This window comes from Serratia ficaria (genome assembly GCF_900187015.1).
GTDB lineage: Bacteria > Pseudomonadota > Gammaproteobacteria > Enterobacterales > Enterobacteriaceae > Serratia > Serratia ficaria.
Genome location: NZ_LT906479.1, coordinates 1,580,277 through 1,593,573, shown reverse-complemented (window position 1 = coordinate 1,593,573; position 13,297 = coordinate 1,580,277). Strand labels below are relative to the sequence as shown.

Below are 13,297 nucleotides of genomic sequence, written 5' to 3'. Positions count from 1 at the left end.
TATTTGGGCTATCCCTTTAGACGTGGTCATATCATCAGTTCCATTGAAAAGCGAAAAACTAACCTACTACATAATCCCCCCATACGCTGGAACACCCTGATTGTTTGGGATAATTCTCCCAAGAAAAAAGCCCCTTCCGGGGCTTTGCAACTAAAAATCGCGGCTCACCCTAGCGCCTCAGGCCAGACGCGCGTTAATCGCCGCGGCGAAATCGCGACACATCCGCTCGTCGCCGTCGGCGTTGTCCGCCAGCAGCGTATCCCCGTCCACCACCCGGATATGCGCCGCCAGGGAGAAATCCGCCGGCGGCTGCGGCCGTGCGGCTGCGGCGGCGATGCATTGCTGCGCCTCATGCCAGGCCTGCGCCACCGTCCGGTTACAGGCCTGGGCCAGATAGTCCGGATTGAAGCCCTCGCCGGTCAGGCTGCGCAGCGTATCGTCATGGCTGACGCCGTTGCCCGGCAGCCAGTAGTGGCGCGCCAGATCCGGCCCTATCGCCGGGTTGTCGGTCAGATAGCCGTCGCGCTGCAGGAAGAATTGGCGGGTCTGCTCCACCGCCATCATCGCCAGCAGATAGCCCTGATAGGAACAGGCCGACTCCAGCGACAGCAAATGCGGGATCGCCAACGTCGGCCGCGGGCTGCCGCTGATGCCGAGGATCTTTTGCTCGACCTCGCGCGCCAGCGCGGTGATCGCCTGCGGCGTGCGCTGTTCATCGTCCCATTGATACAGCGCCCACTCGAAATACGGCACCAGCAGAATGTGCCGTTCGTTGAACGCGCGCATCGGCTGGCGTGCGGCGATGCCGGCCTCGATCAAGGCATCCGGCACCGGCTCATCGGCGGCGTTTTTCGCATAGCGCTTCAGCCAATCGGCGTCATCCAGCAGGCTGTCGCAGAACATCGACTGGGTTTCGGCATAGGCCATCGAGGTCGGCGGGAATTCCTGCGAAAAGCACGGGGCGTTTTGACAAATATTGGCGAAGTGCGCCGCGTGGCCGCCTTCGTGAAACAGGGTATTGAGGCCCTGAGCGCCGCTGCCCACCATGCCCGGCTGCGCCAGGCTGGTGAAGTTGATGCGCGCCGGCAGCCACTTGCCCTGCTGAATGAACGGCGGCACCGGGCCGTGCATAAAGCCGTTCTCATATTTGCCTTGGCGCACCAGCAAGTCGAGATTCAGCTCCGCGCCGCGAAAACCGATGTGCAACCGCTTGAAACTGTTGACCCAGCGCTCCAGCGAGCGGGCGAACGGGAAATAGGGATCCAGCTGGCGGGTCACGTCGCCGGCGCTGGCGAAGCGCAGGTTCCACGGTTCCAGCGCCTGCTGGCCCTTCTCCGCCGCCAGCTGCTGCAGGCTGCGGGCGTTGGCCTCGCGGGTTTCGCGTTCGAAGCGATCGAGAATGGCGAACAGCTGTTCCGGCGTCATGCGCTCGGTTTTGTTCACCTTGTAATCGAAATAGTTGCGGTAGCCCATCCGGCGCGCAAAGCGATTGCGCAGGCCGATCAGTTCCGGCAGCCCGTTATGCAGCAGCCATTGCTCCAGATCGCGCAGCGCGCTCTGCGAGCTGCGGCGATAGTCTTCATGCGGGTTGGTGGCCTGATTGGTCAGCAGCTCGCCAAGCGACGCCGGCACCCGCCGCCCGTCGGCGTTCAAATGCGTGGCCTGATAACCCTTGCGGCGGGAATACAGATCGGCCTCGGCCTGGATTATCTGATCCAGCAGCGCCTGCGCCTCGCCATCTTCAATAACGTTGCAGTCGAAAAAGCGCAGCCAGCCGTTCAGCCCGTGCTGCAGCGCATCGCGCTGCGCATCCTGCGGCAGCCTCTCCAACCCGGCCAACAGCCGGCGGATTTCGCCCATCCGCCGCGGCTCGGCGATAAAGCGCTTATAGGCGCTTTCCGCGGCTGAAAAACGCGCCGAAACCTCTTCATCGCCGATCCCCATGTAGTTCTGCCAGAACAAATCTTCCTTGGCGCGGTGAACGTCGAGATAATCCTGATTCAATTGATTGAAGTAATCGAGAGCCTGTTGCATAACCATCCTTCAGCCGATATGCGTGATGTTCCAGTATAGGCGGGATTCAGGCCTGTCGCAGACGCGCCAGGCCCTGCTCCAGCGTCTCAACCTCGCCGGCGGCCACCAGGCAGCAGGCGATTTGCCGCTGGATCGACAGCGGGATCGCCACCTCCCCCGCCAGGCAACGTTCGATCCAACGGGCGGTGGTGTCGGCGTCCCGGGCGGCCGGCAGCGCCGGGGTTTCATCCTGCCCCGGCCGCTCCAGCAGCACCCGCTGTTCGCCGTCGGCGATATAATGGATCTGCGGGCAGCGCTGCGGGTTGGCGTAGGCTTCCCCCTCGGTGCCGTGCATCAGCAGCCCGCGGGCGCCGATCTGGCGGAAGAAAGACGCCACGCGGCCGACGTACTCCGGGTGCGAAACGCTGGCGAGGCGCAACGCATCCTGCTCGCCAAACGGCGTCGCCAGCTTGGCCAGGGTATGCGCGCTGTTGCGCACCCCCATCCGCCAGCGCAGGCCGAGCTGCCGAGCCAGCGGCGCCGACAGCGCGGACACCGGCATGAATACCGGTTCGCCGCTGTCCAGCCGCCGCTGGGCGTGAACGGCGTCTTCCGACCACGGCAGCCCCAGCGCGCGAAAGGTTTCGGCGCTGGTCACGCGGGTGCTGTCGTCCAACACGCCGTGCACCACCACCGGCAACCCGACTTTCGCCAACAGCAGCGCCAACAGCGGCGTCAGGTTCGCCTGCTTGCGCGCGCCGTTATAGCTCGGCAACACCACCGGCAACGGCCGCCCCTGCGGCGCCTGCAGCGGCAAAACCTGCTGCTGCATCGCCTGATAGAACCCCAGCATTTCCTCTTCGGCTTCGCCCTTGATGCGCAGCGCGATCAGAATGCCGCCCAGTTCCAGCTCAGGCACCTCGTCGGCCAGCATCGCCTGATACAGCGCGAACGCGGTTTGCCGATCCAGATCGCGCGCATGATTTTTGCCGCGACCTATTTCTTTGATAATTTTGCTGTAATCCATCGCCTGCTCCCCTGATGTCACTCTGGTTAGCATACCCTATCCGCGCCGCCGCTCAACCTCCTCCGCCAGCCGCCGCTGCGCCTCACCACCGGCGCGCAGCCCGTCAATCACGCCGTCGATATCCCCGGCGCTGCGGTTCTGGCTCATTTTCCATTTGCCTTCGCGCCGGGTAACGGCGATTTCGATGCCGACAATGCCCCTGATTTGCCCGGCGATATAGCCGGCCGGCGCATCGTCGAGCCGCCAGGGGGCGGGCTGACGCCCCTCCTGCAGCGCCGTCAGCCCCTCCAGCTGCCGCCGCAGCCAAAGCGGATCCTCGATCACCGTCGGCACGCCGTGGAACTGCACCAGGCTGTAATTCCAGGTCGGCACCGCTTTGCCGGTCAGGCGCTTGGATTCATACCAGCCCGGCGAGATATAGCCTTCCGTCCCCTGGAATATCACCAGGCACTCCGGCGTCTGCCGCAGAAGTTTCCAGTGGCCGTTGGCGCGCGACAGATGCGCCCGCAGCCACAGCTGCCCCTGCGGGTCGGCGTCGATCAAAAACGGCAGCGGATCGGCCGTCAGCCCCTGTTCCCCCTGGCTGACCAACATGCCCAACGGATTGGCGCGCGCCAGCGCAAGCTGCGCCTCGAGACGGTCTTCGCGAAATGCGGCGGGTTGATACATAACGTTGGCTCCTCAAGCTCTGCAAATGATGCAGACAGCAATAGCACCCGCCGGCGGTTTACTGAAGATCCACTTTATGCCGCTGTCGGATGATCCACTTAAGCAGCACAAAGGCGATGGCCATCGCCAGCAGGTTGTAGAGCATCGCGCCGGCAAACGCCTGGCCATAGCGCTCCGCCCCGCCGCCGCCGGCCAGCAGCGGCACGAAAAAGGCGCCGCTGGCGACGATGCCCAGCGCGCCGCCCACCTGTTGCACGGTGGAGACCAGCCCGGCCGCCATGCCCGCCTGACGCTCGTGCGCCAGCCCGAGCACCAGATTCAGCAGCGGCGTCATGCTCAGCGCCTGGCCGAAGCCCAACGCCACCAACCCCGGCAACAGCCGCAGCGGATGAACCAACGCCGCACCCCACAGCACCTGAGCCACCAGCAGCGCCAGGCCCGCGGCGTAGACGGCCACGCCTGTCGCCAGCACCTGGTCGCCCCAGCGCTGCGCCAGCCTGGGCGCCAGCATCGACGCCAGCATGAAGGCCAGGCTGGCGGGAGCGAACAGGCTGCCGGCCTGAAACGGCGTCAGCCCCACGCCCGCCTGCAGCAGCAGCGCGAAACAGAGAAAGAAGGAGGAGGCGGTAGAGTAAATCGCCAGCACCACCGCCACGCCATGCGCGAAATGCCCCTGCCGGAACAGCGCCGGGTCGAGCACCGCATCGCCGGAACGCCGCGCCAGCCGCCGCTCCCAGCGGATAAACCCCCACAGCGTCGGCGCCGCCAGCGCCAGCGTCGGCCACACCCACTGCGGCCAGCCGCGTGACGGCCCCTCCAGCAGCGGCACCAACAGCAGCAACAGCCCGCTGGCCGCCAACAGCAAGCCGACGCCATCCAGCCGCTGCGCCTGCGGCAGCCTCGACTCCGGCAGGCGCCGGGCGGCCAGCAGCGCCAGCCCGCCAATCGGCAGATTGATCAGGAAAATCATCCGCCAGCCGCTGCCGAAAACATTCGCCTCAATGATAAACCCGCCGAGGATCTGGCCGAAAATAGCCGCCAGCCCCAGCGTCATGCCCAGCCAGGCAAAGGCGCGCCGCCGTTGATGCGGGTTGTACAACACCCGCAGCAGCGCATAGATTTGCGGGAACAGCAGCGCCGCCGCCGCGCCTTGCAGAAAGCGCGCCACAATCAGCATGCCGAGAGAGCTCGCCGCCCCGCACAACGCCGAGGTCAACGCGAACCCCAGCATGCCGAGACTGAACATCCGCCGCCGCCCGAAGCGATCCCCCAAACGCCCGCCGGCGATCAATAGCACGCCAAACGCCAGCTCATAGCCGGCGACGATCAGCCCAACGCCGGAAAAATCGGCGGCGAACTGCCGTTGGATCACCGGGGCCGCCACGTTGACCACAAACAGGTCGAACACCGTGACAAACCCGCCCAGCAACAACACCGGCAGGCCGGGCAAACCCCGCGTGCCGCAAGATAATGACTGTTCCATAACTGCCTCCAGAAATTGGGATGGCGGCAGTATGGAACATGTCTTAAACTGTTACTATATAGCCACTTATACTATTACTGACAGCAACAGGACGGCCCACATGCCCCCACGCGCGCTCAACCGCACCCGTCAGGAACTGGCGGATTTTTTACGCCAAAAACGCGAACGTCTGACGCCGCAGGCGGTAGGCCTGCCGAGCGGCAGCCGACGCCGCACGCCGGGGCTGCGGCGTGAGGAGGTCGCGGCCCTGGCCGGCGTCGGCCTGACCTGGTACACCTGGCTGGAGCAAGGGCGGGAAATCAATGCGTCGGTGGAGTTTTTGGAGAACCTGGCGCGGGTGCTGAAGCTGGACGCCACCGGCCGCTATCACCTGTTTCTGCTCGCTCATCAACGGCCGCCGGTGTCGGTCGGCCATCAGTGGTGCCAGGTCTCGCCGCTGGTGCGCCGCCTGCTGGACGATTTGACGCGGCGGCCGGCCTACGTGATGAATTTAAGCTGGGACATCATCGCCTGGAACCCGGCGGCGGAGCGGCTGTTCGCTATCGGTGAACGCCCGGCGGAACAGCGCAACATGCTGTGGATGCTGTTCGCCGATCCGCAGCTCAATCAACGGCTGGTGGAATGGCAGGCGCAGGCGCCGCAGGTGCTGGCCAGTTTCCGCCGCGACTACGCCCGCGCGCCGGAAGACGAGGTCATGCGGCAACGGGTACAGGCGCTGGAGCAGGTATCGCCGCAGTTCCGCCAGCTGTGGCAACAGCACGACATTCACGGCCGCTGCCAGGGGCAACGCACCTTCGAGGTGGCGGAGGTCGGCCAGGTCACCTTCGAGCACGCGTCTTTTATCGTCGACGAAGAAAATCATCTGCGGCTGGTGATGTACAGCGCGCTGGCGGATAGCCCGGCCAGCGCGGCGTTTGAAGCGCTATTGCAGGAATAGGCTTATTTGCGGCCGTCGAAAATCAGCTTGCAGGCCAGGCCGGCGAACACCCCGCTCAGCAGGTAATTCGGCCAGCGGGCGCTGAAGCGACGGCCGGCAAAGCGGCTTTTCATGCGGCTGACCGCCAGGATCACCCCGCCGTTGATCAACAACCCGACTAGGTTCAACACCGTGGCCAGCATCAGCATCTGCACCACCACCGAGCCGGCGTGCGGATCGATAAACTGCGGGAACAGCGCCAGCACGAACAGCGCCATTTTGGGATTGAGGATATTGGTGAACAGCCCCTGGCGGAAAATGCGCGCCGTCGGCACCGCCTGCAACCCGGCGGAAGCCTGCAGGCCGCTGCCCGATCGCAGCGTTTTCCACGCCAGATACAGCAAATAGCCCGCGCCGAGCATTCTCACCGCGTCGTAAGCCAGCGGCACGGCGACAAACAGCTGCGACAAACCCAGCGCCGCCGCCAGCGCGTGGCAATAGGTGCCAAGCTGAATGCCCGCCAGCGAGGCGAAACCGGCGCGCCGCCCCTGGCTGATGCTGCGCGAAGCTATCAGCAGCATGTCCGGGCCGGGGGTGAGCGTCAGCGCCAGACAGGCACCGGAAAACAGCAACAGCGTAGCGGCATCAATCATATATCACCTGGGATCGTCGTCGGGAAGCGGAGCTTCCATCATAGCGACGGCGGCGCTTTTTGCCAGCGCCGTTCGCCTCAAATCACCCACAGGTCGAGGTACTCGTTGACCGGCATTTGCTCCAGCCGCTGCCGATCCAGCGAGACCGCCAGAATGCGCTGCCGCTGCAAAGCCGGGAACTGGCGCGCCAGGTTGGTTTTGAATTTCTCGATCAGCAGCGGAATGCCTTCTTCGCGCCGCCGCGCGTGGCCGATAGGATACGCCACCGTCACCTCGTCCAGGGAGCTGCCGTCGGAAAACGTCACCGTCAGCGCATTGGCGATCGCGCGTTTTTCCGGATGGTGGTAATCGCGGGTAAAGGCGGCGTCCTCCTGGCAATGGATCTTGCTGCGCAACGCGTCGATACGCGGGTCAGCGGCCACGTTATCCTCGTAGTCGGCGGCCGTCAGCCGGCCGAACAGCAGCGGGATCGCCACCATATACTGGATGCAGTGATCGCGATCGGCCGGGTTATCCAGCGGCCCCTGCTTATCGATAATGCGCAGGCAGGCTTCATGGGTGCGAATGCTCACCCGGTCGATATCGGCGGCGCTTTTCCCGGCGGCCTGCATCTGCCGGTGCAGCGTCATCGCCGCTTCCACGGCGGTCTGGGCATGAAACTCGGCCGGGAACGAAATCTTGAACAGCACGTTTTCCATCACGTAAGCGCCGTACGGCCGCTGGAAGCGGAAAGGTTTGCCGCCGAACGACACCGCGTAAAACCCCCAGGTCGGCGCCGTCAGCGCCGAAGGGTAACCCATCTCGCCGGTGGCGGCGATCATCGCCAGCCGCACCGCCCGGGAGGTCGCATCCCCCGCCGCCCAAGACTTGCGGGCGCCGGCGTTCGGCGCATGCCGATAGGTGCGCAGCGGCTGCCCGTCCACCCACGCCAGCGAAACCGCGTTGAGGATCTCCGCCCGGCTCAGGCCGAGCATCTGCGCCACCACCGCCGTGGACGCCACCTTCACCAGCAGCACGTGATCCAGCCCGACCCGGTTGAAGGCGTTTTCCAGCGCGATGCAGCCCTGAATTTCATGCGCCTTGATCATGGCGATCAGCACCTGTTTCATGGTCAGCGGCGCCTTGCCCGCCGCCACCGCCTGGCGAGACAGCCAGTCAGCCACCGCCAGGATGCCCCCCAGGTTATCCGAAGGATGCCCCCACTCCGCCGCCAGCCAGGTATCGTTGAAGTCGAGCCAGCGGATCATCGCGCCGATGTTGAACGCCGCCTGGATCGGATCCAGTTGAAAGCGGGTGCCCGGCACCCGGCTGCCGTTGGGCACTTCGGCGCCCGGTACCGTCGGTCCCAGCAATTTTTTGCAGGCCGGGTAGCTCAACGCCTCCAGGCCGCATCCGAGGGTATCCAGCAAACAGTAGTGCGCGGTGCGATAGGCCGCCGGCGTCTCGACGGCCTCTTTCATCACGTAGTCGACGATGTCGACCATTTCGCGGTCGAACGGCGGGCGTGGGGGAGTGGCAGATTCAAGCATGATGATGTCCAATGGTTCCAGGGTAAAACACCGGGCGCTCAGCGCTGATCCAGCGGCACGAAGGGCCGTTCTTCCGGCCCGATATAGTGGGCGGACGGGCGAATGATCTTGTTATCCAACCGCTGTTCGATAATGTGCGCCGACCAGCCGCTGACCCGGGCCATGACGAACAGCGGCGTGAACATTTCGCTGGGCACGCCCAGCAGGTGGTAAGAGACCGCCGAGAACCAATCGAGGTTAGGGAACATCTTTTTGCTGTCTCGCATCACGCTCTCCAGCCGGTCGGCGATGTCGTACAGTTTCATCGCCCCCGCCTCCCGCGAGAGGCGCAGCGCAATCTCCTTGATCACCTGATGGCGCGGGTCCGACAGGGTGTACACCGGGTGCCCGAAGCCGATAACCACCTCTTTGTTGTCGATGCGGCGGCGGATGTCGCTCTCCGCCTCGTCGGGCGTTTCGTAGCGCTGCTGGATCTCCAGCGACACTTCGTTGGCGCCGCCGTGCTTCGGCCCGCGCAGCGCGCCGATCGCGCCGACGATCGCCGAATAGATGTCGGAGCCGGTGCCGGCGATCACCCGGCCGGTAAAGGTCGAGGCGTTGAACTCATGCTCGGCGTACAGGATCAATGAAGCGTGCATCGCCTGCTCCCAGCTGGCGGAAGGCGGCTCGCCGTGCAACAGGTGCAGAAAGTGAGCGCCGATGGAGTCGTCGTCGGTTTCCGGCTGGATGCGTTCGCCGTTGTGGCTGTAGTGATACCAGTAGAGCAGCATCGATCCCAGCGACGCCAGCAGCCGGTCGGCGATGTCGCGGGCGCCGGCGGCGCCGTGCTGCTCTTTTTCCGGCAGGGTGCAGCCCAATGCCGAGACGCCGGTGCGCATCACGTCCATCGGATGAGAGGCCGCCGGCAGGGCTTCCAGCACCGTGCGCACGCTGGCCGGCAGACCGCGCAGCGCCTTCAGCCGGTGTTTATAGGCCAGCAGCTCGTCGCGGTTCGGCAGCTTGCCGTGGATCAGCAGGTGGGCAACCTCTTCAAACTCGCAGTGGCGCGCAAGATCGAGAATGTCGTAACCGCGATAGTGCAGATCGTTGCCGCTGCGCCCCACGGTGCACAGCGCGGTATTGCCGGCGGGCACGCCGGACAGCGACACGGATTTTTTCGGCTTATCGCCGGTCGGGCTTGACGGGGGGATCGCTGGATTCATGCTGTCCTCGTTTGGCTTTTCCGGGGACGCCGCTCATTCGCCGCGTTGGCGGGCGAACAAGGCGTCGAGTTTCTCTTCGAACAAATAGTAGTTGATGCTTTCGTACAGCTCATTGCGGGTCTGCATGGCGTCAATCACGTTTTTCTGCGTGCCTTCCGCGCGTAACGCCTGGTACACCCGTTCCGCCGCGCGATTCATCGCCCGGAAGGCCGACAGCGGGTACAGCGCCATATCTACCCGGGCGCTGCGCAATTCCTCGGTGGTGAACAGCGGCGTCGCGCCGAATTCGGTAATGTTGGCGAGGATCGGCACCTGCGTGGCCTCGGCGAACCGGCGATACATGCCCAGCTCGGTGATCGCCTCCGGGAACAGCATGTCGGCGCCGGCCGCCACGTACGCCCGGGCGCGTTCGATCGCCGCCTCCAACCCTTCCACCGCCAGCGCGTCGGTGCGCGCCATGATCACGAAATCCGGATCGCTGCGCGCGTCTACCGCCGCCCGGATGCGATCCACCATCTCATCGGTGGAAACGATGGCCTTGTTGGGGCGATGGCCGCAGCGTTTGGCGCCGACCTGATCCTCGATATGCAGCGCCGCCGCTCCGGCCTTGATCACCGAGCGCACCGTGCGGGCGACGTTGAACGCCGAGGCGCCGAAACCGCTGTCCACGTCCACCAACAGCGGCAACGGGCAAACGTCGGTAATGCGGCGAATATCGGTCAGCACATCGTCCAGGGTGGATATCCCCAGGTCCGGCAGCCCCAGCGAACCGGCCGCCACGCCGCCGCCGGAAAGGTAGATGGCCTGAAATCCGGCGCGCTGCGCCAGCAGGGCGTGGTTGGCGTTGATCGCGCCGGCGATTTGCAACGGGTGTTCTTTACTCAGCGCCTGGCGAAAGGCCAGGCCTGGTGAGCGCAGCGTCATGGCGTTCTCTCCGATGGGCAGTATGAAACACAGAGAGCAAGGGGCGGGCCAGGTTGGCGGCCGGCGCGAATAAAAATAAAAATCATTTGAAAACAATGAAGTGAATTTCAATCTGCCTGCTCAAGCGCGCCCGGCGGAGCGCCAGGGTTTCAACAGGCGTTGCAATCCGCGTTTCACTATTTTTTTGAAACATCGTTGAAACGCGGCTACACCTAAAGCATCTCCTCGGTTTGGTGACCCTTAAATGCGCGACGACAACCCCCAACCCGGCGTTCAGGACAAACCGGTTATATGGACCCTTTCCGTTACCCGCCTGTTCGACCTGTTCCGGGACATCAGCCTGGAGTTCGACCACCTGGCGACCATTACCCCGATTCGCCTGGGCTTCGAGGAGGCGGTGCGGCACATCCGCGAAAAGCTGGCCAGCGAGCACTGCGACGCCATCATCGCCGCCGGCTCCAACGGCGCCTACCTGAAAAGCCGCCTGTCGATACCGGTGATCCTGATCAAGCCCGGCGGTTTCGACCTGCTGCAGGCGCTGAGCAAAGCGCGCAAAACCAGCGAACGGATCGGCGTCATCACCTATAAAGCCCCGCTGCCTGCGCTGCTGGAGTTCCAGCAAACGTTCGACCTGCCGCTGGAACAGCGCAGCTACGTCACCGAAGAGGACGCCCGCGACCAAGTCGCCGAACTGAAAGCCGCCGGCATTCGGACCCTGGTCGGCGCAGGGTTGATCAGCAGTCTGGCGGAAGAAGCCGGGCTCACCGCCATTTTTCTCTATTCGGCCGCCACCATTCGCGCCGCCTTCAGCGACGCGCTGGACGTCACCCGTCTGGTGCAGGCCAACGCCAAACGCAGCGGCGATGACGCCGCGCGCAACCTGCTGCAACCGCGCTACGGGCTCGGCGACTTGCGGGGCGCCTCGCCGCAGATAGAGCAGGTGCGGCGCACCATCTTGCTGTACGCCCGTTCCCCGGCGGCGGTGTTGATCGAGGGCGAAACCGGCACCGGCAAGGAGCTGGCGGCGCAGGCGATCCACCGGGAGTATTTTTCCCGCCGCGGCACCTTGCCCAGAGGGCAAACGCCGCCTTTCGTCGCCATCAACTGCGGCGCCATCGCCGAATCGCTGCTGGAGGCCGAACTGTTCGGCTATGAGGAAGGCGCCTTTACCGGCTCGCGGCGCGGCGGCCGGCGCGGGCTGCTGGAGACCGCCAACGGCGGCACCCTGTTTCTGGATGAGATCGGCGAAATGCCGCGCCATCTGCAAACCCGGCTGCTGCGCGCGCTGGAGGAAAAAGCCGTCACCCGGGTGGGCGGCCAGCGGCCGGTAGCGGTCGATTTTAGGGTCATCAGCGCCACCCACAGCCATCTGGAGCAGGCGATTCGGCAGGGGGATTTTCGCGCCGATCTGTTCTATCGCCTGAGCGCCCTGCGCCTGCATCTGCCGCCGCTGCGGGAGCGAGGCGACGACCTTCCCGCCCTGGCTAAACACTTTCTGAAGCAGTCGCTGGCGGCGCTCGACGTGCCGCTGACGGAGCCGCTGCGCGCCGGCATGGCCGGTTGCTACGCCGCGCTGCAGCGTTACGCCTGGCCCGGCAATCTTCGGGAGCTGCGCAACATGATGGAACGGCTGGCGCTGATGCTGAGCACCGGCGCGGCGCCGACCGAAGAAACCCTGCTTTGGCTGCTGCCGGAGCTGGCCGCCGCGCCGCCGCGCTGCGGAACCCGGGAGCCGCCGCCCAGCGCGCAGGCGGCCCTGGCGCGGTTCGGTGGCGATCACGCCGCCACCGCCCGATTTTTGGGGATCAGCCGCACCACCTTATGGCGCCGGCTGAAAAAACAGGCCTGATCACCTCGCCGCCTCAGCCGCCGCGCTGGCCGTCCGGCGCCGGCGTCAAGCGCAGCCGCCGCTCGCCCAGCAGGTTCATGCCCGCCGCCGCCAGCAGAATGACGGCCGCGCCGATCAGCTGCAGCGCCACCAGCCGATGGCCGAACGCCAAGCGATCCACCAGCATGGCGGCGATCGGGTAGATAAACGACAGCGAGCCGATCAGGTTGGTCGGCAGTTTCTGCAGCGCACCGTACATCAGCACGTACATCAGCCCGGTGTGCAGCACGCCCAGCGTCGCCAGCATGCCCCATTGCCCGGCGCTGACCGGCGCCTGGAAATCCACCAGCGGCAACAGCATCACCACCCCGACGGTCACCTGGATCAGCGCGATCACGTGCGGCGGCGTGCCCTTCAGCCGCTTGGCGGCCAACGCCATCAGCGCATAGAAAAACGCCGCGCCGAGCGACAGCGCAATGCCCAGCAGATAGTGGTTCTGCCCGCCCGCCTGCCGCGGCTGCGCCAGCACCACCATCATCATGCCGCCGAACGCCAGCGCCAGCCACAGCAGCTTGCGGGCGGTCAGCTGCTCGCCGAGAAACAGCGCCCCCAGCCCCACCAGCATAAACGGCTGGGTGTTGTACACGGCGGTGGCGATGGAAATGGAGGCGTAAGAATAGGCGGCGAACAGCAGCAGCCAGTTGATCACCAGCGCCACGCCGCCGGCGATGGCCAGCAGCAGCGTAGCCCGCGTCAGGATGCCGGGACGCAGCTGGCCCATTGCCGCGCAAATCGCCAGCAGCACCGGCGCCCCCACCGCGCAGCGCCAGAACACCACGTTGAATACCGATTGCCCGGACATCAGCACAAACCAGCCGATGCTGCCGGAAATCAACATCGCCGCAACCATCTCTACCGAACCGCGCTTTATCTCCGCATTCATGCCGTTTTCCTCAATGCTCAGCCAAGGGGCTTAGCTTGCGGCTTTGCGGCGCGGCTTTCCATGGCATAAATAAGGCCAATATGCTTAACTGCCTTTTTATTGCAGGTAAA

Annotated in this window: 11 protein-coding genes; 2 read left to right on the top strand and 9 right to left on the bottom strand. The window is 64.9% G+C overall.

Annotation, left to right across the window (positions count from 1 at the left end):
• Window positions 1-177: 177 nt before the first annotated feature.
• The 4 genes from CKW09_RS07610 to CKW09_RS07595 are packed head-to-tail and all read right to left on the bottom strand — an operon-like array spanning window position 178 to window position 5,192.
• Window positions 178-2,034, bottom strand: a complete 1,857-nt coding sequence (locus CKW09_RS07610; RefSeq protein ID WP_095096458.1) for a M3 family metallopeptidase — start codon at window positions 2,032-2,034, stop codon at window positions 178-180.
• Window positions 2,035-2,080: 46 nt separating this feature from the next.
• On the bottom strand, window positions 2,081-3,040 hold the full coding sequence (gene ybiB, locus CKW09_RS07605) for a DNA-binding protein YbiB (protein WP_061797624.1): 960 nt from the start codon (window positions 3,038-3,040) through the stop codon (window positions 2,081-2,083).
• Window positions 3,041-3,076: 36 nt separating this feature from the next.
• Window positions 3,077-3,709: an FMN-binding negative transcriptional regulator gene (locus tag CKW09_RS07600; RefSeq protein ID WP_061797626.1), complete on the bottom strand. Its 633-nt coding sequence runs from the start codon at window positions 3,707-3,709 to the stop codon at window positions 3,077-3,079.
• Window positions 3,710-3,767: 58 nt separating this feature from the next.
• Window positions 3,768-5,192: an MFS transporter gene (locus CKW09_RS07595; RefSeq protein WP_095096454.1), complete on the bottom strand. Its 1,425-nt coding sequence runs from the start codon at window positions 5,190-5,192 to the stop codon at window positions 3,768-3,770.
• Between the two features lie 100 nt (window positions 5,193-5,292).
• On the opposite strand from CKW09_RS07595, the gene CKW09_RS07590 reads away from it, so the two are divergent.
• Window positions 5,293-6,129 carry a helix-turn-helix transcriptional regulator gene (locus CKW09_RS07590; protein WP_061797629.1) on the top strand — a complete coding sequence of 279 codons (837 nt, stop codon included), beginning with the start codon at window positions 5,293-5,295 and terminating at the stop codon, window positions 6,127-6,129.
• A 2-nt stretch (window positions 6,130-6,131) separates the two neighbouring features.
• Here CKW09_RS07590 and CKW09_RS07585 read toward each other — a convergent pair whose 3' ends face one another.
• From CKW09_RS07585 to prpB, 4 genes are all read right to left on the bottom strand, one after another.
• Window positions 6,132-6,761: a LysE family translocator gene (locus tag CKW09_RS07585; RefSeq protein ID WP_095096451.1), complete on the bottom strand. Its 630-nt coding sequence runs from the start codon at window positions 6,759-6,761 to the stop codon at window positions 6,132-6,134.
• A gap of 77 nt (window positions 6,762-6,838) precedes the next feature.
• A complete protein-coding gene (locus CKW09_RS07580) occupies window positions 6,839-8,290 on the bottom strand; it encodes a bifunctional 2-methylcitrate dehydratase/aconitate hydratase (RefSeq protein WP_061797798.1) in 1,452 nt (483 codons plus the stop codon).
• Window positions 8,291-8,328: 38 nt separating this feature from the next.
• Window positions 8,329-9,492 carry a bifunctional 2-methylcitrate synthase/citrate synthase gene (gene prpC, locus CKW09_RS07575; protein ID WP_061797633.1) on the bottom strand — a complete coding sequence of 388 codons (1,164 nt, stop codon included), beginning with the start codon at window positions 9,490-9,492 and terminating at the stop codon, window positions 8,329-8,331.
• 33 nt (window positions 9,493-9,525) lie between these two features.
• The gene (gene prpB, locus CKW09_RS07570; RefSeq protein ID WP_061797635.1) at window positions 9,526-10,416 is read right to left on the bottom strand and encodes a methylisocitrate lyase; all 891 of its coding nucleotides are present in this window, start codon (window positions 10,414-10,416) and stop codon (window positions 9,526-9,528) included.
• Between the two features lie 244 nt (window positions 10,417-10,660).
• Between prpB and prpR the strand changes: the two genes are divergently transcribed.
• Complete coding sequence (gene prpR, locus CKW09_RS07565; protein ID WP_061797636.1) at window positions 10,661-12,265, top strand: propionate catabolism operon regulatory protein PrpR; 1,605 nt, start codon at window positions 10,661-10,663, stop codon at window positions 12,263-12,265.
• A gap of 13 nt (window positions 12,266-12,278) precedes the next feature.
• Here prpR and CKW09_RS07560 read toward each other — a convergent pair whose 3' ends face one another.
• Window positions 12,279-13,187: a DMT family transporter gene (locus CKW09_RS07560; protein WP_061797637.1), complete on the bottom strand. Its 909-nt coding sequence runs from the start codon at window positions 13,185-13,187 to the stop codon at window positions 12,279-12,281.
• Window positions 13,188-13,297 lie beyond the last annotated feature (110 nt).